At 67.0% G+C, this 24078-nt stretch carries 24 protein-coding genes and 1 riboswitch; of the genes, 18 read left to right on the top strand and 6 right to left on the bottom strand.

The window, feature by feature from the left end; all coding sequences use genetic code 11:
- The first annotated feature begins 31 nt into the window (after positions 1 to 31).
- A riboswitch (cobalamin riboswitch) is annotated at positions 32 to 279 on the top strand.
- Positions 280 to 507: 228 nt separating this feature from the next.
- Genes GGR43_RS04475 through GGR43_RS04450 form a run of 6 tightly spaced genes read left to right on the top strand, consistent with a single transcriptional unit; the run spans position 508 to position 7356 of the window.
- Positions 508 to 2676, top strand: coding sequence for a TonB-dependent receptor (locus GGR43_RS04475; RefSeq protein ID WP_188070732.1), 2169 nt, complete (start codon positions 508 to 510; stop codon positions 2674 to 2676).
- A 55-nt stretch (positions 2677 to 2731) separates the two neighbouring features.
- Positions 2732 to 3820 carry an ABC transporter substrate-binding protein gene (locus GGR43_RS04470; RefSeq protein WP_188070731.1) on the top strand — a complete coding sequence of 363 codons (1089 nt, stop codon included), beginning with the start codon at positions 2732 to 2734 and terminating at the stop codon, positions 3818 to 3820.
- On the top strand, positions 3817 to 4827 hold the full coding sequence (locus tag GGR43_RS04465) for a FecCD family ABC transporter permease (RefSeq protein ID WP_188070730.1): 1011 nt from the start codon (positions 3817 to 3819) through the stop codon (positions 4825 to 4827). Before GGR43_RS04470 ends, GGR43_RS04465 begins: the two co-directional genes overlap by 4 nt.
- A complete protein-coding gene (locus GGR43_RS04460; RefSeq protein WP_188070729.1) occupies positions 4824 to 5591 on the top strand; it encodes an ABC transporter ATP-binding protein in 768 nt (255 codons plus the stop codon). Before GGR43_RS04465 ends, GGR43_RS04460 begins: the two co-directional genes overlap by 4 nt.
- Entirely contained in the window at positions 5588 to 6604 is a 1017-nt protein-coding gene (locus tag GGR43_RS04455) for an LLM class flavin-dependent oxidoreductase (protein WP_188070728.1), read from the top strand. The genes GGR43_RS04460 and GGR43_RS04455 overlap by 4 nt, the downstream gene beginning before the upstream one ends.
- The gene (locus GGR43_RS04450; protein WP_188070727.1) at positions 6601 to 7356 is read left to right on the top strand and encodes a (2Fe-2S) ferredoxin domain-containing protein; all 756 of its coding nucleotides are present in this window, start codon (positions 6601 to 6603) and stop codon (positions 7354 to 7356) included. Before GGR43_RS04455 ends, GGR43_RS04450 begins: the two co-directional genes overlap by 4 nt.
- Before the next feature lie 7 nt (positions 7357 to 7363).
- Here the strand turns inward: GGR43_RS04450 and GGR43_RS04445 are convergent, their stop codons facing one another.
- Positions 7364 to 8281, bottom strand: coding sequence for a LysR family transcriptional regulator (locus tag GGR43_RS04445; RefSeq protein WP_188070726.1), 918 nt, complete (start codon positions 8279 to 8281; stop codon positions 7364 to 7366).
- 102 nt (positions 8282 to 8383) lie between these two features.
- Here GGR43_RS04445 and GGR43_RS04440 point away from each other — a divergent pair, with 102 nt between their 5' ends.
- The 12 genes from GGR43_RS04440 (at position 8384) to GGR43_RS04385 (ending at position 20188) form a co-directional block, all read left to right on the top strand.
- Positions 8384 to 8905, top strand: coding sequence for a DUF3598 domain-containing protein (locus GGR43_RS04440; protein WP_188070725.1), 522 nt, complete (start codon positions 8384 to 8386; stop codon positions 8903 to 8905).
- Positions 8902 to 10047 (top strand): nitrilase-related carbon-nitrogen hydrolase, encoded by a 1146-nt coding sequence (locus tag GGR43_RS04435; protein ID WP_188070724.1) that lies wholly within the window; start codon positions 8902 to 8904, stop codon positions 10045 to 10047. The genes GGR43_RS04440 and GGR43_RS04435 overlap by 4 nt, the downstream gene beginning before the upstream one ends.
- Positions 10044 to 10820 carry a hypothetical protein gene (locus tag GGR43_RS04430; RefSeq protein ID WP_223177278.1) on the top strand — a complete coding sequence of 259 codons (777 nt, stop codon included), beginning with the start codon at positions 10044 to 10046 and terminating at the stop codon, positions 10818 to 10820. The genes GGR43_RS04435 and GGR43_RS04430 overlap by 4 nt, the downstream gene beginning before the upstream one ends.
- Entirely contained in the window at positions 10817 to 11479 is a 663-nt protein-coding gene (locus GGR43_RS04425; RefSeq protein WP_188070723.1) for a hypothetical protein, read from the top strand. The genes GGR43_RS04430 and GGR43_RS04425 overlap by 4 nt, the downstream gene beginning before the upstream one ends.
- Positions 11476 to 13047, top strand: coding sequence for an FAD-binding oxidoreductase (locus GGR43_RS04420; protein ID WP_188070722.1), 1572 nt, complete (start codon positions 11476 to 11478; stop codon positions 13045 to 13047). Before GGR43_RS04425 ends, GGR43_RS04420 begins: the two co-directional genes overlap by 4 nt.
- A 22-nt stretch (positions 13048 to 13069) precedes the next feature.
- Entirely contained in the window at positions 13070 to 13465 is a 396-nt protein-coding gene (locus GGR43_RS04415) for a c-type cytochrome (RefSeq protein WP_188070721.1), read from the top strand.
- Between the two features lie 73 nt (positions 13466 to 13538).
- Positions 13539 to 14447 (top strand): DUF1838 family protein, encoded by a 909-nt coding sequence (locus tag GGR43_RS04410; protein WP_223177277.1) that lies wholly within the window; start codon positions 13539 to 13541, stop codon positions 14445 to 14447.
- 7 nt (positions 14448 to 14454) lie between these two features.
- Positions 14455 to 15849 carry a flavin monoamine oxidase family protein gene (locus GGR43_RS04405; RefSeq protein ID WP_188070719.1) on the top strand — a complete coding sequence of 465 codons (1395 nt, stop codon included), beginning with the start codon at positions 14455 to 14457 and terminating at the stop codon, positions 15847 to 15849.
- A 238-nt stretch (positions 15850 to 16087) separates the two neighbouring features.
- Complete coding sequence (locus tag GGR43_RS04400) at positions 16088 to 18490, top strand: TonB-dependent receptor (RefSeq protein WP_188070718.1); 2403 nt, start codon at positions 16088 to 16090, stop codon at positions 18488 to 18490.
- Between the two features lie 79 nt (positions 18491 to 18569).
- Positions 18570 to 18875, top strand: coding sequence for a DUF1330 domain-containing protein (locus tag GGR43_RS04395; protein WP_188070717.1), 306 nt, complete (start codon positions 18570 to 18572; stop codon positions 18873 to 18875).
- 21 nt (positions 18876 to 18896) lie between these two features.
- Positions 18897 to 19202: a YciI family protein gene (locus tag GGR43_RS04390; RefSeq protein ID WP_188070716.1), complete on the top strand. Its 306-nt coding sequence runs from the start codon at positions 18897 to 18899 to the stop codon at positions 19200 to 19202.
- Between the two features lie 11 nt (positions 19203 to 19213).
- A complete protein-coding gene (locus GGR43_RS04385; RefSeq protein WP_188070715.1) occupies positions 19214 to 20188 on the top strand; it encodes a quinone oxidoreductase family protein in 975 nt (324 codons plus the stop codon).
- A gap of 205 nt (positions 20189 to 20393) precedes the next feature.
- Here the strand turns inward: GGR43_RS04385 and GGR43_RS04380 are convergent, their stop codons facing one another.
- From GGR43_RS04380 to GGR43_RS04360, 5 genes are read right to left on the bottom strand one after another with little or no spacing between them, the layout of a single operon-like run.
- The gene (locus GGR43_RS04380) at positions 20394 to 21302 is read right to left on the bottom strand and encodes a VOC family protein (RefSeq protein WP_188070714.1); all 909 of its coding nucleotides are present in this window, start codon (positions 21300 to 21302) and stop codon (positions 20394 to 20396) included.
- Positions 21299 to 22063: an enoyl-CoA hydratase/isomerase family protein gene (locus GGR43_RS04375; RefSeq protein WP_188070713.1), complete on the bottom strand. Its 765-nt coding sequence runs from the start codon at positions 22061 to 22063 to the stop codon at positions 21299 to 21301. Before GGR43_RS04375 ends, GGR43_RS04380 begins: the two co-directional genes overlap by 4 nt.
- The gene (locus GGR43_RS04370; protein WP_188070712.1) at positions 22060 to 22926 is read right to left on the bottom strand and encodes a polysaccharide deacetylase family protein; all 867 of its coding nucleotides are present in this window, start codon (positions 22924 to 22926) and stop codon (positions 22060 to 22062) included. Before GGR43_RS04370 ends, GGR43_RS04375 begins: the two co-directional genes overlap by 4 nt.
- Positions 22926 to 23759 carry an SDR family NAD(P)-dependent oxidoreductase gene (locus tag GGR43_RS04365; protein WP_188070711.1) on the bottom strand — a complete coding sequence of 278 codons (834 nt, stop codon included), beginning with the start codon at positions 23757 to 23759 and terminating at the stop codon, positions 22926 to 22928. Before GGR43_RS04365 ends, GGR43_RS04370 begins: the two co-directional genes overlap by 1 nt.
- A complete protein-coding gene (locus GGR43_RS04360) occupies positions 23759 to 24064 on the bottom strand; it encodes an REDY-like protein HapK (RefSeq protein ID WP_188070710.1) in 306 nt (101 codons plus the stop codon). Before GGR43_RS04360 ends, GGR43_RS04365 begins: the two co-directional genes overlap by 1 nt.
- Between the last annotated feature and the right edge of the window lie 14 nt (positions 24065 to 24078).

Below are 24078 nucleotides of genomic sequence, written 5' to 3'. Positions count from 1 at the left end.
TAAGGGCGGCAGGTCCGTCGTGCATGCGCGCGGCGGGCATGATCGCGCCGGTGCCTCGGAAGAGGCTTAAAACGGGAAGGCGGTGCGGATGGTCCTTTGGGGGATTGTCCAAGTCCGCAGCTGTCCCTGCAACTGTAAGCGGCGAGCGCGATGCACATCGCTTCCCTCCATCGAGGGCGGCAGCCACTGGGCCGGACGCTAAGTCATGCGAGGCCTGGGAAGGCGTGCATCAAGCCCTGACCCGCAAGCCAGGAGACCTGCCGGCGTCATGGTCGCTCTTGCCTGGGTCCAGGGGATGGTCGAGGCACGGTGAACTCCGTCTGAGCGGCGAACGAGCGGCAAGGCCGCAGCGACGGGATTCCGTCGGCCGCGTTCGCGTGTCCGGCCTCCTTTCGCTGCAACCGGCTGGCGGTCCCGCCTCCGGTCCCCAAGCCGTTCGTATTGGCAGTCGAGCCCGGTCGCCTCGCAGCGGTCCGGGCTGCGATAACGAACGGAGAAATGAAGATAATGACTGGTAAGAATCACGTCCTTTCATTGGGATGCGGCCTGCTGACGCTGGCGGCCGCGCAGGCGGCGATGGCGCAGCAGACCTCGTCCGTCACCACGGTCGAGGATCGCGACACCATCTTGGTGACGGGCCAGCGGGAAGCGGGCATAAGCCTGGAAACGCCGTCCACCGCGGGCACCCGGCTCGGCCTGACCGCGCTGGAAACGCCCGCCAGCGTCGCCGTGCTGTCGGGCGACATGATCCGCGATTTCGGCTATCAGACGGTCGCCGACGCGACCAGCCGCGCGCCGGGCATCTCGGCCGTTCCCTTTCCGGGCACCGGCAACAACGCGCTCAGCACGCGCGGCTTCTACGGCGTCAATTCGATCACCCAGACCTATGACGGCATGCAGCTCTACAATGCGGGCGGCGTCATCACCTTCCCCTTCGATCCATGGAATGTGGAGCGGATCGAGATCCTCTACGGCCCGGCCTCGGTGCTCTACGGCGCGGGCGCGATCGGCGGCGCGGTCAATGTGGTGTCGAAAAAGCCCGACCCGGAACATAGCCGGATGCAGGCGCAGCTTTCCTATGGATCGTGGAACACCACCCGCGCGGCCTTCGACGTGACCGGCCCGGTCAGCGATCGCCTCTCCTACCGCCTCAACGCCAGCTACAACCAGTCGGACGGCTGGATGGATCGCGGCCGCTCCCGCAGCTTCGCGGCATCGGCCGCGCTGCGGTTCCAGGCGACCGATACGCTGGCGATCAGCCTGGTGGACGATTATGGCGACATCCGCCCCAGCACCTATGAAGGCACGCCGCTGGTCAACGGCAGGATCGACGAGCGCCTGCGCCGCCAGAACTACAATGTCGCGGACGCCCGCATCCGCTTCGAGGAGAACCGGGCGCGGATCAACGTCGAATGGTCGCCGTCGGAGAATTTCACCTTCCGCAACGACGCCTATATGATCCACCAGTATCGCGAATATTTCGAGAACTACACCTACACCTATCTGCCCGCCACCGGCGCGCTGCCGGAACGGGTGCGGCAATCGCAATATCGCGATATCGTCGCGTGGCAGCATCAATATGGCGACCATGGCTTCGCGACGATCGACAGCCGGATCGGCGGCGCGGAAAATTCGCTGGCGGTCGGTTTCGACGTCAACCATAACCGCTACAACCGGCACGACAACGGCACCTATACCGGGTCCACCACCGTTCCCGCGCTGGATTTCGATCCGGGCGTCTATGCGCAGGCCCCCGGCGCCACCTATCGCCGCCCGCAATATATCGCCACCGTCGACCAGATCGGCTTCTTCGCACAGGACCGGCTGAAGCTGGGCGAGCAGCTGTCGCTCGTGGCGGGCGTGCGCTGGGACCGCTATCGCATGAAGCGCCGCAGCCAGCCCGCTTCGGCCAACGACCCCGCGCCCAACAGCATCAACGGCGCGGGCTGGAACGCGGGCATCGTCTACAACCCGCTGCCCACCATTTCGCTCTACGCGCAATATGCGACCGCCAACGATCCGGTGACGTCGCTCGCCAGCATCTCCGCCTCGCAGATCCTGTTCGACCTCTCGCCCGGCCGCCAATATGAGGCGGGCGCCAAGGGGTCGCATCTGGGCGGGCGGATCGAATGGACGCTTGCGGCCTACAAGATCGTCAAGAAGGACCTGCTGGTGCCGGTGCTCGGCAATCTCAGCCAGAGCGAGCAGGTCGGCCGCCAGTCGTCGCGGGGCGTCGAAGCCTCGCTGACGGTCACGCCGCTGCCCGGCTGGTCGCTGGTGGCGAACGGCACCGTCCTTGATTCGCGGTTCGACGATTTCTTCGCCACGGTCGGCGGCGTGCGCACGTCGCTGAAGGGCAATCGCCCGCAATTCGTGCCGGAAAAGACGGCCAATGTCCGCACCAGCCTCGACGTGACGCCGACGGTGCAGCTGCGCGCGGAATGGCAATATGTCGGCAAGCGCTACACCGACAACACCAACCTCTACGTGCTGCCCGCCTATGACGTGACGGCGGTGGGCGCGCGCTGGCTGGTGACGCCCGCGCTCAAGCTCGACTTCCGCGTCGATAATCTGTTCGACGAGATCTACGCCGTGTCGAGCTATGCGGGCAACGGCACGCAGCAGATACTGGGCGCGCCGCGCAGCTACACCGGCACGCTCAGCATGGTGTTCTGAACCATCGGGGGCGGAGCGGCGCGCCCGCTCCGCTCCGTTTCCCGCGAGGCGGTTCATGAAACCTTGGCATTTCGGTCCGGTCCTGATCGTGCTGGCCCTGCTGCTTGCGGGCGGCCTGCTGCTGCGCGGCGGCGTGTCCTCCGCTCCCGTGGCGGCGACGGGGAATTTCGAGTTTCGCGACGATCTGGGCCGGTCCGTCACGGTCGGCAAGCCGCTGCGCCGGGTCGCGATCTTCAACCGCTATGATGTGGAGTTCGTGCGCGCCATCGCGGGGACGCAGGTGATAGCCGGGGTGGACGCGGGCACCGCGAAGGAACGCGCCTATTGGCCCGGCCTCGAAAAGACGGCGATCATCGGGCAGGGCCAGTCCAACCCCAATTATGACGCGATCGCCGCGCTCCGCCCCGACCTCGTCCTCATCCCCCGCAACGGCAGCTGGGCCGAGGCCGAGCGCGTCCTCCAGCCGCTGGGCATTCCGGTGGCCGTCCTCACCGCCTGGGACGTGCTGAAGCATGAGGAGAACGTCACCCTGCTCGGCCGCCTGTTCGAGCGGCCGGAGGAAGCGGCGGAGCTCAACCGCTTCTATCGCCATTGGCGCGACCTGCTGGAAGAGCGGCTGAAGGGCGTGCGGCGCAAGCGCGTCTATATGGAGGAGGTCGCGGATTACCGCACCCTGCTGCCGGGGTCGGGCTGGCACGACATGATCGAGACGGGCGGCGGCCTCAACATCTTCCGCGATGTCATGATCACCGGCGAGAACAAGGCGCGGGGCAATGTGCAGGGCTTCACCGTCGACCCGGAACAGGTGATCGCCCGGTCGCCGGAGGTCATCGTGAAATTGCAGCCCGGCCAATATGCGCCCCATCCGCGCGACTTTTCCCGCGCCGTGCTGACCGGCATCGCCACCCGCCCCGGCTTCGCCACCCTCCCGGCGGTGCGGGACGGACAGGTCTATCACATGTCCTATTATCTCGCGGGCGGCTGTTCCAAGATCATCGGGGCGCTGCAAATCGCCAAATGGCTCTATCCCGACCGGTTCCGCGATGTCGATCCCGAAGCGGTGATGGCGCAATGGCTGATCCGGTTCCAGCATGTCCCGGCGCAGAGCGGCTACAGCGCCCGGCTGACGGACGGTGCATCATGAAGGTGGGGCGGCAGGCGTGGCTGATCGGCGGTACGGCGCTGCTGCTGATCGTGCTTGCGCTGTTCACGACGATGCAGGGCGTGACGCGGATCGGCCTGGGCGAGGTGTTGCGGGCGCTGGTTGCGCCTTCTTCGCGCGGCGGCCTTGGGGAGCAGGATATCGCAATCCTCACCGGCCTGCGCCTGCCGCGCACGTTGCTGGCGATCATCGCGGGCGCCGCGCTGGCGAGCGCCGGGGTCGCGATGCAGGGCATCACCCGCAACCCGCTGGTCAGCCCCTATACGCTCGGCATTTCGCCTGCCGCCAGCTTCGGCGCGTCGATCGCGATCCTGACGCTGGGCGATCATGGGGCGGTGCTGGTCGGGGCGGCGTTCCTCTCCGCGCTGCTCTGCGCCGCGATCGTGCTGGGGCTGGCGACGCTGCGCGGGATCAGCGGCACGGTGCTGGTGCTGGCCGGGGTCGGGCTGTCCTATCTGTTCGGCGCGCTCACCGCGACCTTGCAGTTCGTCGCCACCGAGCAGCAGCTGGCGGTCATCATCCACTGGGCGTTCGGATCGGTCAACGGCGCCAGCTGGAACGCGGTGCTGGTCGCGGGATCGGTGCTCCTCGCCACCTTTCCGCTGCTATGGGGGCAGGCATGGGCGCTCAACGCCTTCGCCGCCGGGGGCGACGAGGTCGCCGCTTCGCTGGGCTTCCGGGTGATGCGCGTGCGGGTGATGGTGACGCTGGCCTCGGTGCTGATGACCGCCGCGATCGTCAGCTTCGCGGGGGTGATCGGCTTCGTCGGGCTGATCGCGCCGCATGTCGGGCGGCTGCTGATCGGCGGGGATCACCGGCTGCTGCTGCCCTTTTCCGCGCTTGCCGGGGCGCTGCTGCTGCTGCTCGCCGACCTTGCCGGGCGGACGCTGTTCGCGCCGGTGACGGTGCCGGTGGGGATCGTCGTCGCCTATCTCGGTGTGCCGCTGTTCCTGCATCTGCTGCTGGGCCGCAGGAGGAGGACGGCATGACGCTGACGGCCCGATCCCTGCGCCTGCAACGCGGCGGGCGTACCCTGCTGGACGGGATCGACCTCGCCCTTGCGCCCGGCGAGCTGCTGTGCCTGCTCGGCCCCAACGGCGCGGGCAAGAGCAGCCTCATCCGCTGCCTCGACGGCATATGGAAGCCGGGCGGCGGCACGGTCGAGGTGGACGGCCACCCCCTCTCCCGCCTCCCGCGCGAGGCTCTGGCCCGCGCCATCGCCTATGTCCCGCAACAGGGCGGCGAGACGCTGGGCCTCAGCGTGGCGGAGATGGTGACGCTGGGCCGGGCCGCGCATCGCCACCGGGAAAGCGCCGCCGAACGCCGCGCCATCGTCCGGTCGGTGCTGGCGCGCTTCGGCCTTGAGCCTTTCGCCCTGCGCCCCTTCGACGCGCTGAGCGGCGGCGAGCGGCAGCGCGTGCTGATCGCCCGCGCGGTGGCGCAGGACGCGCGCTACATGCTGCTGGACGAGCCGACCAGCGCGCTCGACCTGCGCCACCAGATCGACGCGCTGCGGCAGGTGCGCGAACTGGTCGACGCCAGCGGGATCGGCGCGTTGATGGCGATCCACGACCTTGGCGCGGCGGCGCGCTTCGCCGACCGGATCGCGCTGATGAGCGAAGGGCGGCTGGTCGCGGTCGGCGACTGGCGCGCCGTCCTGACGCCCGACCGGCTGCGCGAGGTGTTCGGCGTCGCCGCGCATGTCGGCGAGATCGAGGGCATACCCTATATCCTGCCTGCGGAGGTCCGATGATCGCCCTGTCCTGTCTCGACCAGTCGCCCGCCGTCGAGGGCCGGTGCCATGCGGAAACCATCCGCGACACGGTGCGCTTCGCGTCGCTGTGCGAGGAACTGGGCTTCCGCCGCTATTGGCTGGCCGAGCATCATAACAGCCCGGCCAATATCGGCTCCGCGCCGGAGATACTGGCCGCCGCCATCGCCATGGCGACGCAGGACATCCGCGTCGGCAGCGCGGGCGTGCTGCTGTCGCATTATGCGCCGTTCAAGGTGGCGGAGCAGTTCCGCGTGCTGGAGGCGCTGGCCCCCGGCCGTATCGACCTCGGCCTCGGCCGCTCGCCCGGCGGCAGCCTGGAGGCCGCCGGCGCGCTGCGCCGGGGCGATCCGGCGGATTTCAACAGCATGGATTTCGACGAGTCCGTCCGCGAGCTGCTCGGCTGGCTGGCCGATCGCCCGCCCGCCGCCCACGCCGCCGTGCGCGCCTTCCCCGCGACGCCGGGACAGCCGGAACCGTGGATACTCAGCAGCTCGCCCAGAGGCGCGGCGCTCGCGGCCTCGCTCGGTCTGCCCTATTGCTTCAACATCTCCCACGACCAGAATCATCATCTGGCCCGCGAGGCGGTGGAGCTTTACCGCAAGCGCTTCCGGCCCGGCGACCGCTTTCCCCGGCCGGTGCTGGCGCTGTCGGTCTGGGCCCTCGCGGCGGACAGCGCGGAGGAAGCGCGCTATCTCTATGGCCCCCGCGCGCATTGGCGCATACAGCTCGACCGCAGGGAACGCTCCGGCATGCTCTCGCCGGAAGCGGCGGCCGCCATCCGTTACAGCCCCGCCGAGCGAGAGCGGATCGAACGGACGCTGGACTATAGCTTCGTCGGATCGGCCAGCGACATAGGCGAAAGGCTGGCCGCGCTGGCCGCAGACCATCACGCCGACGAAATCGTCATGACCTGCTGGACGCACGATCCCGCCGACCGCCTGCGCTGTTTCAAGCTGATTGCCGACCGGCTCGGCGTGGAGAAAAGAGGATGAACGAGAACCCCCTGCCCACGGCGCTGCTGCTGGCGCGCTCGGCCATCGCCGCCGCGCCGCTGGCGGAAATGCGGCAGCTCGCCGACAGGGTGATGGCGCAGGGCCGGGTGGCGGCCGCGCATATCGCCTTTTCCGAACAGGGCGAACCGGCGCTGCGCGATGTGCTTCTGGCATTGGTGGGGGAAGGCGCAGCCTCGATCCTGATCGTTCCGGTCATGCTGCCCGCAGAGCCGAGCTATCGCGCCTGGCTCGCCCGCTCGATCACGCGCTGGCGGAGTGAGGACGGCCGGGCCTGGCCCGACATCCGCATCGGTCCGACGCTGGGCAGCCTGCCGGAAATGGCGGGCCTGCTCGCGGCGGCGATACGCGGCGCAAGCGAGCAGCAACCGGAAGCGCCCCTTCCCCCGAAGGCCCGCGAAGGGTCGATCGTGCCCGCACAGAAACGTCGCGTGCTCGTCTGCCATGGCGGCCCCTGCACGGCGGCGGGCGCACCTCTCGTCTGGGGGCATCTGCGCAACGAACAGGCCCGCCTCTCTCTGCGCACGGAAGGAGACGGGATGATGAGCGCCAAGGCGAGTTGCCTCGGCCCGTGCAATCTCGCCCCGGTCGTTCAGGTCTGCCCGGAGAACGTCTATTATGGCGGCGTCGACGAGCAGGCGATCGACGCCATCATCCAGTCCCATATCCTGAACGGGACGGTCGCACCGGATCATGCCTATGCCGCCGACGGGCGGAAGCAGTTCCTGCGCTGAGCGGCGATCAGCCGGCCGGTCGCTTATCCCGGCCCGGCATTACCCTTTCGAGGCTGCTCATGAACGCGTCGACGATCGGCGGCTTGGGCGCGCGGACGCGGGTTGCGACGATCAGGGGGCGCGTCCACGGCTCCGCGTCGACGTCTATCTTCACGATCCGTCCGGCGCGCAGATCGCGCGCCATCAGCATTTCCGGCAGGATCGCCAGATGCATCCCTGCGTCCAGCATGGCGACCGTGAAGATGACAGAGGTGGTCTCGATCTCCGGCCGGGGGCGCGGGACGCCCGCCGCGCGGAAACTGGCCTCGATCGCCTGCTCCACCGCGCCGATATTGGCCCCGGCCAGCCATTTCGCGCCGCTCAGGTCCGTCAACGACAGCCGGCCCCGCCCTGCAAGCGGATGTTCGGCCCCGGCAAGCACGACATAATGTATATCGCCCAGGGCTTCCTCGCGGATCAGCGGATCGGGCCGGTCCACCTGACGGACCGCGACGATCACGTCCAGCTTGCCCAGCAGAAGATCGCTGACCATCATCTCGTAAATGCCCGCCATCACGCTCAGCCGCACGTCCGGCCGCTCGACCGTCAGCATGCGGACGGCGCCGGCGACGACATCGGCCGCCGCGCTCGGCCCCACGCCGATGCGCAACCGCCCCTGCCGTCCGCCCAGCATATCGCCCAGATCGGCGCGGAAGCGGTCCGTTTCCGCCGCGATGGTGCGGGCATGGGGCAGGAACAGTTCGGCATAGGCGGTCGGGCGGACGCGCCGCCCGTCCCGTTCGAACAGACGCACGCCCAGTTGCGCCTCCAGCCGCAGGATGCTCTTGCTGATCGCCTGCTGGCTCAACCCCAGCGCCTGCGCGGCGGAGGCAAAGCTGCCCATGTCATAGGCGGCAAGGAAATGGCGGACCTGACGTGATTCCATTTCGCAGCGATACACAACCAATGGTTGCTGAAAAAGATAATTAGTTGTTGGATCGCCCTCCCCTTCCTGCGTCATGATCGGCGCACAAGGAAAGAGGGACCGATGCAGATAATTACCGAAAAGCAGCCGATCGTCGCCGATCAGGCCGGTGTGTGGGAAGGCGAATATGTCCACCTCGACGCCGATCACAGGATCATCGACCGCCACAAGTCCCGGCTTGTCTGCCGCCTGATGGACGGCCCGGACGGCGAGGCGAAGCTCAGCCAGACCAATATCTACAGCTGGGACGACGGCACACAGGAAATCCGCTATTTCGACGGCACCTTCCGGGGCGATCGCATCTGGATCAACAACGACCTGATCGACGGCTTCGTCGGCGCGCTGAACTATGACGAGACGAACCGCACCATCATGGTCGGCTGGACGCGGACGCACGAACCCGATTTCCGCTATTATGAGATGATCACCGTCGCGCAGGACGGCAACGCCAAGAACCGGACATGGCACTGGTATCGCAAGGGCCGCCTGTTCCAGCGCACCGTGATCAACGAGAACAGGGTTTCCCGCGACTGGAAAGCCTATGACGACCCGAGCTATTACAGCTATCGCCCGAGGGCACTGTGAGCCGGGCGGCGCTTTCCCGCAGGGCGATGCTGGGTGCAGCGGGGGGCCTCGGCCTCTCCGCCACGCTCGGCGTTTCCGGCAATGCCCTGGCGGCGGGCGCCGCCGGACCCGGCGCCGATGTGTCGATCCCGCCGGACGGGCGCTATCCGGTGGTGCCGCTGGCGAAGGAAAGCTGGACGCTGGGCGTGGCGCAGGCGCGCTCCATGCCGGTGGACCTCGCTCGGGTGGACGCAAGCCGCCGCGACAATCTCAACCACATGCTCGGCCTGATCGATGCCGCCTTCGCCTTCGGTGCGGGGCCGGACCTGCTGTTCTTCCACGAATTCCCGATCACCGGCTTCGGCGCGGGGTGGACCCGCAAGGACGTGCTGCGCCTCGCCATCGAAATCCCCGGCGAGGAAACCGAGGCGATCGCGAAAAAGGCCCGGCAGCACGGCATCTATATCGTCTTCGGTTCCTATGCCCGCGATCCCGACTGGCCGGGCCATGCGCTGTCGATCACCACGATCATCGGCCCGGACGGAAAGATCCTCGCGCGCGACTGGAAGGCCCGCAACATCAAGGGCGTGTTCGGCGGAGAGATAGAGCTGTTCACGACGACGATCTACGACGTGCTGGACCGCTTCGTCGAAATGTACGGGCGCGACGCGATCCTGCCTGTCACCCGCACGCCGATCGGCAATCTGGCAACCAGTTCGGTCCAGCGGGAGCCGGAGCTGTTCCGCGCGATGGCGATCAAGGGGGCGGAGGTGATACTGCGCACCGCAACCGGCGGCTTCGTGCCTGCCGATATCGCGGCGACCTCGCTCTACAACGGCGTCTATACGGCGGTCTGCAACAATGCGATCTCGCCCGGATCGCCCTTTTTCGAGGACACCAACGCGGGCGGCTCTGCGATCTACGGGCCGGATGGCGAGGCGATGGCGATGGCCAGATCGCCCAATGAGACGCTGGTGAGCGGGCGCATCCCGATCGGCGCCTTCCGCGCGCGGCACCGGCAGCCAACCATCCATCCTCAGCTCTATCTGGATGTGCTCGGCGGCTACACGCCCCGCTTCCCGCCCAATCTGTTCGACAGCTATCAGCCCGCCGACCTGAAGGACGCCGGGCGCTATCTGCGCGACAAGGGCGTGTGGAAATGACCGGCATCGTCCGCAGCATCGCCGGAACGATCCTCTACACCAGCACCATGGCCGGGCGTGATGGGCAGGAGCGCGGCCGGGAGCATTTCCGCATCGACATCCACAAGGACGGCTGCCGCACCATCGCCGCCCATGGCGAGATCGACGACGCCCCCGCCGTGGTGCGCGACGTCAACCTGCGCGTCGACCGCGAGGGCCGCCCGCAGGAAAGCTTCGTGCGGATCGCGGTGGGCGGCGCATTCCGGGGATCGGGCTGGTTCCGCTTTTCGGACCGGCTGGCCGAATGCGAGGCGATGACGGCCGTCGAGGGCCGCGTGTCGCAGCAGATCGACCTGCAATCGCCGCTCGCCGCTTTCGGCAATCATGCGATGATCAACGACGGCTTCCTGCTCAACCTCTACGACCTGTCGCGGGGGCCGGGCGTGCAGATGTTCCGCGACATCCTGCTGTCCTCGCCCGATCATCGCGGCGCGACCGGGCCGATGCTCTTCCCGATCGACCTCGCGATCGAATTTGTCGGGCGGCAGCGGCTGAGCGTCGCGGCCGGGGATTTCGACGCGCTGCATTTCCGCTTCACCGACATTCCGGGCCTGTTGCAGGAACATCCGCCCTATGACCTGTGGAGCACGGACGATGGCGACTATGTGCTGCTGAAGGCAACGGTCGGCGGCTATATGCAGACGGCTTATGAACTGGCCACCTATGAGCCGGCAGTCCATGAACCGACCGGCCATGAACCGGCCCCCGGCGACCGGACGGAGGCGGGGCTGTGATCGCCGCCTGGCTGCTCGTCGCGCATATCGCGGTGCTCGGCTACTGGCTCGGTTCCGAGTTCGTGATCAACAGCACCTATCGCTATGTCTCCTACAGCGGCGCCATGCCCTTCGCGGAACGGGCGCGGCTGATGGACCATGTGATGGAGGTCGACCAGCATGTCCGCTATGCGCTGGTGTTGCAGGCGAGCCTCGGCCCTGCCATCGCCGCGCTTTACGGCTATATCCCCGGTGGTGAAGCGGCCGCGATCGGCTTCGGCCTGTTCGGCGCCCTGTGGTTCGCCTTTGTCGAGCTGGTGCACCGGCTGCGGCACAGGCCCGTCGGCAGGACGCTCGGCGCGATTGATCGCGGGTCGCGCTATGTGCTGATGGCGGTTCTGGTGGCGATCGCGGCGGGGCTGGTCGGCGGCGCATGGCCGATGCCGCCATGGCTGCGCTGGAAGCTGGCGCTGTTCGCCTGCGTCATGCTGTGCGGCGTGGGCATCCGCCTCGCCCTGATCGCGCATTTCCGCACCTGGGCCGTCATGGCGCGCGAGGGGCCGACCGAGGAGACGAACGCGATCATCCGGCGCACCTATGTGCGGGCAACGTCCATTCTGCTGCTGCTCTGGGCGTTCATCGCCGCGATCACCGTGCTGAGCATCTGGAAACCGGCATGAGCGACCGCGCGCTGATCGAAGCGCTGACCGCCCGCCTCGGCGCCGAAGCCGTCCGCATCGACGAGGAGGCGCTCGCCCTCGCCTCCAGCGACCTGCATGTCACCGGCGAGCGGCCGGCCGCCATGGTCGTTCCCACCGATGCGGCGCAGGTGGCCGGGGCCATCGAGGCCGCCGCCGCGCTCGGCTATGCGGTCGTCCCGCGCGGTGGCGGACTGAGCTATACCGGCGGCTATGCCTCGCCGCATGCGAAGGCGATCACCGTCGATATGCGCGCGATGAACCGCATCCTCGACATTGCCGAAGACGATCTGACGATCACCGTTCAGGCGGGGGTGACGTGGAAGCAGATATATGACGCGCTGAAACCGCGCGGGCTGCGCCTGCCCTTTTTCGGGACCTTTTCCGGCGCCGGAGCGACGGTCGGCGGCGGGCTGAGCCATGGCGCGCTGTTCTTCGGTTCGGCGCGCCACGGATCGGCGGCCGATATCGTCCTCGGCATGGAAATCGCGCTGGCCGACGGCACCCTGTTGCGTACCGGGCGGGGCGCGCTGTCCCGTCCCGCCCGGCCGTTGTTGCGCGGCTTCGGCCCCGATCTGACCGGCCTCTTCACCCATGACGGCGGCATGCTGGGCATCAAGACCGAGGCGAGCTTCCGCATGATCCGCACGCCCGCCGGGCAGGACCATGCGAGCTTCGCCTTCGCCACGCTGGAGGAGGCGGCGGACGCGCTTTCGGAAATCGCCCGCGCCGATCTCGCGGAGGAAGTCTATATTCTCGATCCCGGCGCGGTCGACGCGCTTCCGGCGGATGCCACGGCCATGGCAAAGACCGCGCTGTCGGTGGCGCGGGAGGCAGGCGGCACGCTGAAGGCGGCGAAGGCGCTGGCATCGCTTGCGAAGGGCGGCACCGGCTTCATCCCGGCGGGGCATTTCTCGCTGCACCTGACCGTGGCAGGCCGCATTCCCGCAGCGGTCCGGGCCGATCTCGACGCCGCGACGCGCATCGCCACCGAGCGGGGCGGCGTTCCCGTCGCGCCGACCATCCCGCGCGTCGCCCGCGCCGCCATCTTCGCCGATCTCAATGGCGTGATCGGGCCGAAGGGCGGACGCTGGGTCGCGCTCAATGCCAAGGTCGCCCATTCGGAGGCGCGCGGGCTGATCGCCGCCTTCGAGGCGCTGATCGCCCCTCATGCCGGGGAGATGGCCGCCCATGAGGTGCACGTCACCCGGCTCGTCTCCGCGCTCGGCACGGGCTGCTTCAGCTTCGAAGCGGTGTTTCACTGGCGGGACAGCTGGCTGCCCCTGCATCGCGCAGCGGCCGAACCCCGGCATCTGGCGGGTTTCGGGGAAATGCCGCCCGCCGATCCGGCCGCGCGGGCGCTGGTCGACCGGCTGCGCCGGGAAACCGTGGAGATGTTTCGCGAACGAGGCGCGATCTCCAGCCAGATTGGACGCACCTATCCCTTTCGCGAGGCGCTGTCGCCCGCACCGGAGCGCCTGCTCGCCGGTATCAAGGAGATATTGGACCCAAGGGGCCTCATGAATCCGGGGGTTCTGGGCTTTGCCTGAATTCCGTCGAGAGAAGAACGAGATGAAAACCACCTCCATCACCACCCTTGTTTTTGGCGCCATGATACTGGCCGGATGCGGCGGCAACGGCGGGAATGGCACCGCGCCTGCCCGAACCAATCCGGTCGCCGCCTGCCTGACCTGCCACAGCTTCACCAAGGGGGTGAAGCGGCCCACCGCGCCCAATCTGCATGATATCGTCGGCAAGCCGGCGGGCAGCGAACCCGGCTTCCGATATTCCGATGCCCTGAAAAACAGCGGGATCGTCTGGACCCGCGAGAAGCTGGACGCCTATCTCGCCGATCCCCGCGCGCTCGTGCCCGGCACCCGCATGATCTACGCCGGGGAGCCTGACGCGGCGAGGCGCCAGGCCATGATCGATTATATGCAGAATGGAGAAGGCGACCAGGCACAGTAGAAAATTTGTCCGGACATATTGAAAATGGATGGAAGTGCGCTAGCCTTTTCCCGGACCTAAAAAGGGGAAGAACATGATCAGAAGCTGTTTCCTTGCCATGAGCGGCCTTGCGCTGGTCGCGGCCGTGCCCGCCGCCGCGCGGACGCTCGATCCGGACAGGCCCGAAGATGCGGTCGAGATCATGAAGCGCGCCCAATGCGGCGCGAAGGACGGCGAACCCGCCGTCTATTACTGGACCGGCAGGGTCTATTCCCGCGTGACGGGCGAGCCGGACCGGCTGCTCTTCACCGGCGAAGGCATGAACATCCGCCAGTGCGCGACCGTTACCGACGCGAAGCGCGGCAAGGGCTATCGTCAGGTAAGCCGTGAGGTGATGCTGTTCACCGATCCCAGAACGGGCGAGATCGTCCGCCAATGGACCAACCCGTGGACCGGCGAAACCGTCGAGGTGATGCAGATCGCCAATGATCCGGTGAACGTCCCCGCCGCCTTCCCCTATGCCGCCGACGGCAAGCCGTTCCGGCTGACCCACAAGCGCATGGGCCAGTGGCTGGCGATGCCGATCGAGGTGCCGCTCTTCTATCACAACGTCCTCGCCGGGGAGTATCAGGATTATGTCGGCGGCAAATATCATGCGATGGAGATTTTCGACTTCGTCGCCCGCGCCGACGAAATTCTGGACACGAAGAGCCAGACGGTGTCGCCGTCCGTCTCATGGGTGCGCATTTCCGACTGGATGCCGTGGATGAAGATGCGCGGGCGTCAGGGCCAGCTCGTCTTCAACGCGGTCGGGACGAAGCTCGCCAGCTTCGACGCGCTGCCCAAGGTGCTGAAGGACGAGATCGCGGCCAATTATCCCGCCTACAGGCAAGCGCCGCCGACCGACGACACCCGGCCCAACGAAACGACATGGACGGCCTTCCGCAAATGGATCGAGGAACGGCGCAAGGCCGATCCCGATAGCGGCAAACAGGCCCATTGAGATGGCGGTGACGCGACGCCAGACCCTCCTGACCGGAGGCGCCGCGCTGCTCGCGGGCGCTGCCCCCCGCGCCGCCTGGGGGCGCACGGAGGCCGATGTCCTCATCATCGGCGCCGGGCTGGCCGGGCTTCACGCCGCGTCCCTGCTGGAGGCGCAGGGCGTGCGGGTGATCGTGATCGAGGGCGAACGCCGGGTGGGCGGGTGCATGCACACGCTCGACGATCTGCCCGGCGCGCCCGAAGCGGGCGGCGTGCAGATCGGCAGCGGCTATCACCGCATCATCGGCCTGACGAAGCGGCACGGGATTCCGCTGGAACCGGCGCCCTCGATCGACCGGAACGTGCTGTATCATATCGGCGGCCGTTCCGTGACCATGGCGGACTGGCCCGGATCGGACGCCAACCGCCTGCCCGCGCCGGAACGCGCCATCCCGCCCGGCGCGCTCGGCCCGGCCTTCGGCGCACGCATGGCCGCGCTGCCGACACCACAGAGCTGGATGGAGCCGAACGCCGCCGCGCTCGACATATCCTATGCCGCGGCGCTGGCGCAGGCCGGGGCCAGCGCGGAGGCGATCCGGCTGATCGACGCCAATCTCAACGGCAACAGCGTCCATTCCCTCTCGGCGCTGCATGTCGCGCGCACGGCGGCGATATTTCGCGCAAGCCCCGGTCCGCTGCTGATGATCGGCGGCGGATCGCAGCGCCTGCCCGAAGCGATGGCGGCGACGCTGGCGACCCCGCCCCGGCTGGGGCAACAGGTCGCCGCGATCGCCGAAAGCCCCGAAAACGTCACCGTAACGCTGACGAACGGCAAGACGATCACCGCGCGCCATGCACTTTGCACCATCCCTTTCGCGGCGTTGCGGACGATCCCCATCGAGGCGCCGATCAGCCGCGATCTTGCCGCGCTGATCGCGGGCCTGCCCTATAGCCGCGCAAGCTTCGCCTATTTGGCCGCAAGCGACGCATTCTGGAAATCGGACGGCCTGCCCGAAACGCTGTGGAGCGACGATCCGCTGATCGGGCGGGTGTTCGCGCTGGGCGAGGACCCGCCGATGCTCAAGGTCTGGCTGTCCGGCCCGAATGCCGGCCGGCTCGACCGGATGCCCCGCGACGTCGCGGCCGGCGCGATCATCGCGCGGATCGAGGCCGCCCGCCCGGCGGCGCGCGGCAAGCTGCGGCTGGCAAGGCTCTTCAGCTGGCAGCGCAGCCCGATGGCGCGCGGCATCTATCATCATATCGCCCCCGGCCAGGCGGCGACGCTGGCGGCCGGATGCCGCGCGCGGGGGAACCGCCTTCACTTCGCCGGGGAGCATCTGGCACAGGGCAGCTCCGGCATGGAAGGCTCGCTCGAATCCGCGGAACAGGCGGTCGCGACGATGCTGGGACGGCTGGGGACATGACCATGTAGCGCAGCGGCGAACCGCTCCGTCTCGCACCATGATTTCGGACATCGCTATGGCGATCCGTCCGCCATATTTTGGCACCTTTATATTCGGTATCCATTTGGTTTTACTTTGTAAAATCAGAAAAATATTTCGAATTCATCGCGAATATTTGTCTGGACAAATTTTTCCGCAACGACAATGCTGCCAGGCAAGAGAACAACGAACACGCATTAACGGGGAAGGGAAACAGGGAATGAGAAGAACGGGATTTTCCGCCTATAGGGGCACGCTCGCGCTTTCCGTGGCGGCCATGGCTCTGGCGGGGACGACAGCGGCCGCCCAGACCGGCGCGGGGGCGGCGGATGCCGGGGCAGGTACCGGAGCAGGCAGCGGCGACGCGATCATCGTCACCGCGCGCAAGCAGGCCGAAACCCTGTTCGAGGTGCCGATCGCGGTCAGCGCGTTCAACAGCGCCTCGATCCAGGACAAGATGGCGCAGGACATCACCGATCTGGCCGAGTTCACGCCCGGCTTCCAGATTCAGGAAGCCTTCGGCCGCGACGGCGACCGCCCGGTGATGCGCGGCGCGTCCAACATCCTGTTCAGCGACGGCAAGGTGGGCATCTTCCTCGACGGCGCCCCCTATTTCGGTGATTTCTCGTCGCTCGACCTCGCGAATATCGAGCGGGTCGAGGTCATCAAGGGGCCGCAATCCGCGGTGTTCGGGCGCGGCACGCTCAGCGGCGCGATCAATGTGGTGCTCAGGCGGCCGACATCGGAGTTCGAGGGCCGCATCGCGGGCACCATCGGCAATTTCGACCGGCGGGAGATAAGCGCGTCCCTTTCCGGGCCGATCACCGGCGGCATCGGTTTTCAGGTCGGCGCGAAGCTGTTCGACATTGACGGCCAGTGGCGCAACGCCGCCGTCGCCGGCGAAAGGCTGGGCGACCAGAGCACCCGCCAATATACCGCCGGCCTGTTCCTCGACCCGACCGAGGACCTGAGCGCCTCGGTGCGCTGGCTGCACCAGAAGGACGATGACGGCCATTTCGCGATCGGCCTCCAGCAATCCGGCGCCAATAATTGCTACCTTGCCACCCGTTCCTATTATTGCGGCGTGGTGCAGCCGATGAACAGTTTCGGCATCAACACCGACCGCCTCGTCCGCCCCGGCCTCTACCGCAACGCGGACCGCTTCATCGGCGACATTTCGTGGGACATCGGCGGTTCGGGCTACGAAGCCTCGTTCCAGGCCGGCTACAGCGACCTTGTCGAGGTGATCGGCGTCGACCAGACCTATGACCCGCGCGGCTTCTACTTCCTGCCGCAGGCGATGTGCGGCCAGTCCTTCTATGCGCTGCCCAATCAGGATTGCCGCAAGTCGAGCTTCGAGGCGACCACCGGGACGCGCCGCAAGACGCAGACCTATGAAGGGCGCCTGTCCTCGCCCGTCACCGATCCGTTCCGCTGGCGCGTCGGCATGTTCCACAGCATCGACAAGCAGCGCGGCATGCGGGACTATCTCGAACTCAACGAAGTCGGCCCGGAACTGCTCGACGATACGCGCCGGGTCCGGAACCTCGCCTTCTTCGGCGGCATCGATTTCGACGTCACCAGCGAACTGACGATCGGCGCGGAGCTGCGTCACCAGATCGACAAGGTCCGCAACGTCACGCCCACCTATCGCGTGGGTGATGTGTTCGACGCGGCCTATCTGGCGACCGTCACCCTGCCCAACCCCAACCAGACGGTGGGCGTCGCGGCGACGCGTTCGGCGACCTTCAAGGCGACCCTGCCGCGCATCACGATCAACTGGAAGCCGCAGCCCGACCTGTCCTTCTACGCCCAATATTCGCAGGGCAATTCGCCGGGCGGCTTCAACAAGGTGACGGCGCCCGAACCCATTTACGACGAGGAAAAGCTGATCAACTACGAGATCGGCATGAAGACGGCGAAATTCGGCTTCGATTATCTCAACGTCTCGGCCTTCTGGCAGGATTACAAGAACCAGGTGCTGACCAACACCTATGTCGCCAACAATGTGGTCGATTCCTACAGCGTCAACATCGGCCGCACCCGCATTCGCGGCGTCGAGCTGGAAGGGCAGCTGCCGCTGGTGGGCAGGATATTGAAGCTGCAGTTCACCTATACCTTCCTCGATGCGGAAATCCGCAAGGGCGTGGAGCCGGAAAGGGCGCTGCAACTGCTGGGCACGGCCTGCAAGACCGGCACGGCGATCAATCTCGACCGGCCCGGCTGCCGCGAGGCGGCCTCAATCGCGGGCAATCGTCCGCCGCTGGTGGCGAAGCATACCGGCACGGTCGGCCTACGCTTCGAGCATGAGGCCGCCAATGGGTGGACGGTGTTCTCAGGGGCGGACCTCATCTACCGCAGCAGCTATTTCGCCCAGACCCTCAATCTGGCGCGGAGCGGCAATTCGACCAAGCTCAACCTGCAACTGGGCGTCAGCGACGAACGGGGCCTGCGCATCTCCGTCTATGGCCGCAACGTGCTGGGCGACGAAACGCCGGTCGGCATATTGCGCTATCTGGACTTTCCGGCGGCGCGCACGCCCACCGGCGATTATGCCCGCGCATTCGGCATCACGCCCGCGCGCAAGCCCGAATATGGCCTGACCGTCAGCAAGTCGTTCTGACGCCGCGTCATCACCGACCGGGGACAGGCCACTCCGCAGACGGCCTGTCCCCTTCCCTCTTGCCAGCCGGAGCAAAGCCGTGCCTGCCTATATGATCGTCACCGCGACAATTTCGGACCGCGACGCCTTCCTCTCCGGCTATGGCGCGAAAGCCGCCGCGCTGGTCGAGCAATTCGGCGGCAAATATCTGATACGCGCGCCCGGCGCGCAGGCGCTGGAAGGCGATTTCGGCGACGGCGGGTCGATCGTCATTTCCGAATGGCCGAGCCGCGAGGCCGCGCTCGCCTTCTGGAACTCGCCCGAATATGGCGAGGCGAAAGCGTTGCGCGAAGGCATCGCCCGTTGCCAGGTCCTGCTGATCGAAGCCCCGGCCCTTGCCGGATGATCCCGGAGAGAAAGGAACATCATGTCCGGATTTTATGCCATCATCACCCATGACAAGCCCGGCGCCACCGCGACGCGGATGGAAAAGCTGAAGGAGCATCTCTCCCATATCGAGGCGGGGCTGGACCGGCTCGCCGTCGCCGGACCGCTGCGCGATGCGCAGGGCAATTTCACCGGCTCGCTGCTCGTGGTAAAGGCGGAGAGCGAGGCCGACGCCCGCGCGCTGCTGGAGCAGGACCCCTATTACAAGGCGCAGATCTGGTCCGACATAGAGATCCGCGCGTTCAACGCGGCGGCAGGCGACTGGGTCGGCGGCAAGAGCTGGTGAGGAGCGAAACGATGGTGCGCGTTGCAAGGATAGAGACGACCGGCGGACCGGAGGTCATCCGCTTTCACGATGTGGACCTGCCCGCCCCCGGCGCCGGAGAAGTCCGCGTGCGCAACACGGCGGTGGGGCTGAACTTCATCGATACCTATCACCGGCGCGGCATTTACCCCGTCACCCTGCCCGCCGAGCTGGGCGTCGAGGGCGTCGGCGTGGTCGAGGCGGTGGGGGACGGCGTTACCGGTTTCACCCCCGGCCAGCGCGTCGGCTATTTCGGGCCGGAGCGCGGCGCCTACGCCACCCATCGCCGCATCACCGCCGCCTCTCTCTTCCCCCTGCCCGACGATATCGACGACGAGACGGCGGCGGCCGCCCTGCTGAAGGGATGCACCGCCGAATTCCTCGTCGAGCGCTGCGCGAAGGTGGAGCCGGGCTGGCCGGTGCTGGTCCATGCGGCGGCGGGCGGAGTCGGCCTCATCCTCGTCCAGTGGCTGAAGGCGGTGGGCGCGACCGTGATCGGCACCGTCAGCACCGAGGACAAGGCCGCGACGGCGCGCGCGGCGGGCGCGGACCATATCGTCTTCTACCGGAACGAGGACACCGCCGCCCGCGTGCGCGAACTGACCGGCGGCGCGGGCGTGCGCGTGGTGTTCGACGGCGTGGGCATGTCGACCTGGGAGTCCTCGCTCGACAGCTGCGGCATAAGGGGCCTCATCGTCAATTACGGCAATGCCGACGCACCGGTGGGCGGCGTCAATCTGGGCATATTGGCGCTCAAAGGCTCGCTCTACAATTCACGGCCGATGCTCTACCATTATTATGCAGAGCCTGAGGAACGTGCCGCAGGAGTGGCGCGCCTGTGGGAAATGCTGCGCAGCGGCAAGGTGAAGATCACCATCGGCCAGCGCTACCGGCTGGAGGACGTCGCGCAGGCGCATATCGATCTGGAAGGCCGCCGGACGACAGGATCGACCCTGCTGCTGCCCTGAATCCTGTCATTCTGACATCGGACATTCCGGCCAGGAAAAACCGTTCGGCTGAGCCTGTCGAAGCCCTGTTCTTTCTTGGAGTGAAGAGGAAAGCAGCCGTTGGGCTTCGCCCGCCCTACGGGTAGACAAGCTCAGGGCGAACGGAAGGGAAACATAGCCGCTCTCTTCCCAAGGGAAATTTTCGCAGCCCGCCTCACTCCCACTTTCACCCCCCGATTTCGATCAGTTCTATCAACTCCCCGGCCACGCCGCGCACCGTCGCCGTTCTTCGGCCGCCGTAGAGCGCGCCCTCGCGCCGGACGGGCGGGGCGATGAAGGGGGCGTCCAGCGCGTCGAGATCGTCGACCGCGAGGGTGATCATCGCGTTGCCGGGCGGCAGCATCTCCGGATCGCCCGGCCGCGCCGTCGCGGCGGCGGGATAATCGTCCACCTCGACGATCGGCAGCCGTCCCTTCTGCACCATGGTGATGGTCGTGCGATAGTCGGCGTCCAGCCCGAACGCCTTGTTGATCATCGAATAGGCGAGCGTGTAGCTCGACGAGATATCGAGCTTCAGCGCCCGTTCGAACCATGCAAGGCTCGCTTCCCGGTCGGGCGTGGCGAGGATGACGATGAAGATATGATCGGTGAGCGACCGCGCTTTCGGCAGGTCGGATGTCGGCGTATCCTCCGCCACCTCGTTGAGGTAGAGCATCTCGCGGCCCCGCCCCGTCACCTGCATCGGGATGAAATAAGGCAGCCCTTCCAGCGCCTTGGGCGGCCCCACTATGTCGAAGCCGCTGCCGCTCAGGCGGTCGGGCCAGCCGAACACATCCTGCACCGTGAACTCATAGGCGGCCCAGCCATAGCTGCGGGTCGGGCGGAAATCCTTGGGCAGCGGCGCCTCGACCAGCCGGATGAAGCAATGCGCCCCGCTCTGCGGTTGCAGGGTCGCGAAGCGCGCGCCCGCGCTTTTCGGGCATCCCCAGCTTGCGGCGAGATCGGCGTCGATCGTGCCCCGCTCGACCGGTACCAGCCCCAGACAGCCCTGGTAATCGGCCAGCGCGGCGTCGAGATCGGGGGTCGACACCACGCCTCCGGCGATCCGCCCATGCGTCAGATAGCCGCCGCTCATCGAAACCGGGCCTTGCGCTTTTCGAGAAAGGCTGCGACGCCCTCGGCGAAATCCTCGCCGCTGAAGGCCGCGTCGAACAGCGCCCGCGTTTCGGCATCGTCGTCGCTCTGCCCGTCGAGAATGCGGCGGACCATCTTCTTGGTGTTGCGCACGCTGAAGGACGAGGCCGTGGCAACCGTCCCGGCCAGCGCCTCCGCCGCCGCGACGGGATCCTCGTCCACTATCTCTATGAGGCCGATGCGCTGTGCCTCCTCCGCGCCCAGCAGCTGCGCGGTGAACAGGATGCGCTTCGCCTGCGCCGGGCCGACCAGATCGACCAGCAGCTTTGTATCGTGCAGCGAATAGACGAGGCCGAGCTTCGCCGGAGTGATGCCGAAACGCGCGCGCGGCGAGGCGACGCGCAGGTCGCAGGCGATCGCCAGCCCGCAGCCTCCGCCGACGCAATCGCCGTCTACGGCAGCAATCACCGGTTTATCGGCGCGCGCCAGTTCATGTTGCGCGCGGCGGATCGCCTCCTGATTTTTCGCGCGCCATTCCGGATCCAGCGCGCCCGCGCCGAATTCCGCGATATCCGCGCCCGCGCTGAAGGCGCCGCCCTCGGCGGAACGGAGGATCACCACCCTGACCGCCTCGTCCGCCATCGCCTCGCCGAGCCGCTCCGGCAGCGCTTCCCACATCGCCTGGGTGAACGCATTGCGCTTCGCCGCCCGGTCGATCAGCAAATGGGCGACCGCCCCCCGTTTTTCCAGATGAAGGCTCATGCCGGATCCACCTTTGCCAGATGCTGCGCGATCGCGTGGCGGGTGGTGATCCACACATCCTTCTTCGCCGTCGCGTGGCGGAAAAATTCCTCCAGCGCCCAGATGCGCCCCGGCCGGCCGATGATGCGCAGATGCAGGCCCAGCGACATCATCTTCGGATTGCCCGCCTCCCCTTCGCGATAGAGCTGGTCGAAGCAGTGCTTCGCATAGTCCAGCCATTGCGCCGGCGTCATCGCCGGGTCGGTCCACATTTTCATATCGTTGGAATCGAGCTGATAGGGGACGATGGCGATCGGCCTGCCCGGCACCGTTTCCCGGTCCCAGAAAGGCACGTCGCCCGAATAGTCGTCCATATGATAGGCGAAGCCTTCCTCGATCAGCAGGCGGCGCGTGTTGTCGGTGTGGAAATAGCGGCTCAGCCAGCCATAAGGCCGCACGCCCACGGTCTTTTCGATCGAGGCGACCGCCTTGCGGATGAAGTCGCGTTCCTCGTCCTCGCTCATCTTGAACTGATGCACCCAGCGCCAGCCATGGCTGACCGGCTCATGCCCCAGTTCCGCTATGGCCCGCGCAATTTCGGGATGATTTTCGAGGCTGAGCGCCGCCACCGTCCAGCTGGCGCGGATATCATAATCGCGCAGCAGCTTCACGACGCGCGGGGCGCCCGCCTTGATCCCGTAGAGATAGTTGGATTCATTGCCATAATTGCGGATGGCCGATTTGATGTGGATGCCCAGCTCGTCGACCGGCTCCATGCCGCGGTCGCCGCGCGCCACGGTCATCTCGGACCCTTCCTCGACATTGACCACGACCGACAGGGCGAGCTTCGCGCCGTCGGGCCAGTCGATCCGTTCCTCTTTCATCAATGCATCTCCTCGCCGCCAGAGACGTTGAGCGCCTCGCCGGTCACATACACCGCGTCGTCGGAAGCCAGCCAGGCGCAGGCGGCGGCGGTGTCGCTGCCCAACCCCGGCCGCCCCATCGGGTTCTTCCGCTTCATATTGTCGAGATAGGCTTCCACGCTGTCGAAGCCGAGCAGCTTCGAGAAATATTCGTTCTGCCGCGCGCCGAGGCCAGTGGTGACATGGTTGGGGCAGACCGCGTTGACGGTGATGCCATATTGCCCCAGCTCGATCGCGTTGGAACGCGTCAGGCCGACCATCCCGTGCTTGGAACTGGTATAGGGCGCCATGTGGGGAAAGCCCGATTTCGCCGCCTGGCTGGCGATGTTGATGATGCGGCCGCCCCGCCCCCCGGCGATCATCGCCTTCGCCGCCGCCTTGGTGCCGTAGAAGGCGCCGGAAAGATTGACGCCGATCACCGCCTCCCATTCGCTGGCGGTCGTTTCCAGCAACGGTTTCATGATATAGCCGATGCCCGCATTATTGACCCATATGTCGAGCGAGCCAAACGTCTCGACAGCCGCCGCCGCGAGCCTCTCGCATGACGGCTCCGAGCGCACGTCGCAGGGCACTACCGCCGCCCGCGCGCCGCGCCGGCGCAGTTCGCCGGCCACCGCCTCCATCTCGTCGGTGGTGCCGATATCGCCCGCGCCCATATGCTCGGCGGGCTTACCGAGGTCGGACACGATGCAGTTCGCGCCTTCATCGGCGAAGCGTTGCAGGATCGCCTGCCCCAACCCCTTTTCGCGGCCCGATCCGGTGACGACGATGGTTTTTCCCTCGAACCGGCGCATCAGAGCGTCTCGGTCAGCAGGAATTGCGGATCGTCGGCGAAGCGGCGGAATTCGGCGGCGACCTTCTGCACCGCTTCGCTCGCCGCGTCGGCGCCGAACGCCTCCATGCCGGTGATGTCGATCACCTCGACATAGGCATAGGGCGGCGGCGCGTCGCTGCTCAGCAGGCCGGTCGCGCGATGCACCTGAAAATCCCGGACGGAGGGCAGCGCGTTGACGCCCGGAATATCGGTGGCGCGCGCCCATTCTTCATAGGCGGCCGGATCGGCATCGGCTTTCAGGTTGAACAATACGATGATGCGCATGGGATATTCCTCCT

Origin of the sequence: Sphingobium jiangsuense, from assembly GCF_014196495.1 — a bacterium.
Classification (GTDB): domain Bacteria; phylum Pseudomonadota; class Alphaproteobacteria; order Sphingomonadales; family Sphingomonadaceae; genus Sphingobium; species Sphingobium jiangsuense.
This window is presented reverse-complemented; position numbering and strand designations above follow the sequence as displayed.

What these genes read in the sequence shown, in the direction of transcription:
- GGR43_RS04475 (WP_188070732.1), top strand. Translation starts at nt 508, where the DNA reads ATGACTGGTAAGAATCACGTCCTTTCATTGGGATGCGGCCTGCTGACG.
- GGR43_RS04470 (WP_188070731.1), top strand. Translation starts at nt 2,732, where the DNA reads ATGAAACCTTGGCATTTCGGTCCGGTCCTGATCGTGCTGGCCCTGCTG.
- GGR43_RS04465 (WP_188070730.1), top strand. Translation starts at nt 3,817, where the DNA reads ATGAAGGTGGGGCGGCAGGCGTGGCTGATCGGCGGTACGGCGCTGCTG.
- GGR43_RS04460 (WP_188070729.1), top strand. Translation starts at nt 4,824, where the DNA reads ATGACGCTGACGGCCCGATCCCTGCGCCTGCAACGCGGCGGGCGTACC.
- GGR43_RS04455 (WP_188070728.1), top strand. Translation starts at nt 5,588, where the DNA reads ATGATCGCCCTGTCCTGTCTCGACCAGTCGCCCGCCGTCGAGGGCCGG.
- GGR43_RS04450 (WP_188070727.1), top strand. Translation starts at nt 6,601, where the DNA reads ATGAACGAGAACCCCCTGCCCACGGCGCTGCTGCTGGCGCGCTCGGCC.
- GGR43_RS04445 (WP_188070726.1), bottom strand. Translation starts at nt 8,281, where the DNA reads ATGGAATCACGTCAGGTCCGCCATTTCCTTGCCGCCTATGACATGGGC.
- GGR43_RS04440 (WP_188070725.1), top strand. Translation starts at nt 8,384, where the DNA reads ATGCAGATAATTACCGAAAAGCAGCCGATCGTCGCCGATCAGGCCGGT.
- GGR43_RS04430 (WP_223177278.1), top strand. Translation starts at nt 10,044, where the DNA reads ATGACCGGCATCGTCCGCAGCATCGCCGGAACGATCCTCTACACCAGC.
- GGR43_RS04420 (WP_188070722.1), top strand. Translation starts at nt 11,476, where the DNA reads ATGAGCGACCGCGCGCTGATCGAAGCGCTGACCGCCCGCCTCGGCGCC.
- GGR43_RS04415 (WP_188070721.1), top strand. Translation starts at nt 13,070, where the DNA reads ATGAAAACCACCTCCATCACCACCCTTGTTTTTGGCGCCATGATACTG.
- GGR43_RS04410 (WP_223177277.1), top strand. Translation starts at nt 13,539, where the DNA reads ATGATCAGAAGCTGTTTCCTTGCCATGAGCGGCCTTGCGCTGGTCGCG.
- GGR43_RS04400 (WP_188070718.1), top strand. Translation starts at nt 16,088, where the DNA reads ATGAGAAGAACGGGATTTTCCGCCTATAGGGGCACGCTCGCGCTTTCC.
- GGR43_RS04390 (WP_188070716.1), top strand. Translation starts at nt 18,897, where the DNA reads ATGTCCGGATTTTATGCCATCATCACCCATGACAAGCCCGGCGCCACC.
- GGR43_RS04385 (WP_188070715.1), top strand. Translation starts at nt 19,214, where the DNA reads ATGGTGCGCGTTGCAAGGATAGAGACGACCGGCGGACCGGAGGTCATC.
- GGR43_RS04380 (WP_188070714.1), bottom strand. Translation starts at nt 21,302, where the DNA reads ATGAGCGGCGGCTATCTGACGCATGGGCGGATCGCCGGAGGCGTGGTG.
- GGR43_RS04375 (WP_188070713.1), bottom strand. Translation starts at nt 22,063, where the DNA reads ATGAGCCTTCATCTGGAAAAACGGGGGGCGGTCGCCCATTTGCTGATC.
- GGR43_RS04370 (WP_188070712.1), bottom strand. Translation starts at nt 22,926, where the DNA reads ATGAAAGAGGAACGGATCGACTGGCCCGACGGCGCGAAGCTCGCCCTG.
- GGR43_RS04365 (WP_188070711.1), bottom strand. Translation starts at nt 23,759, where the DNA reads ATGCGCCGGTTCGAGGGAAAAACCATCGTCGTCACCGGATCGGGCCGC.
- GGR43_RS04360 (WP_188070710.1), bottom strand. Translation starts at nt 24,064, where the DNA reads ATGCGCATCATCGTATTGTTCAACCTGAAAGCCGATGCCGATCCGGCC.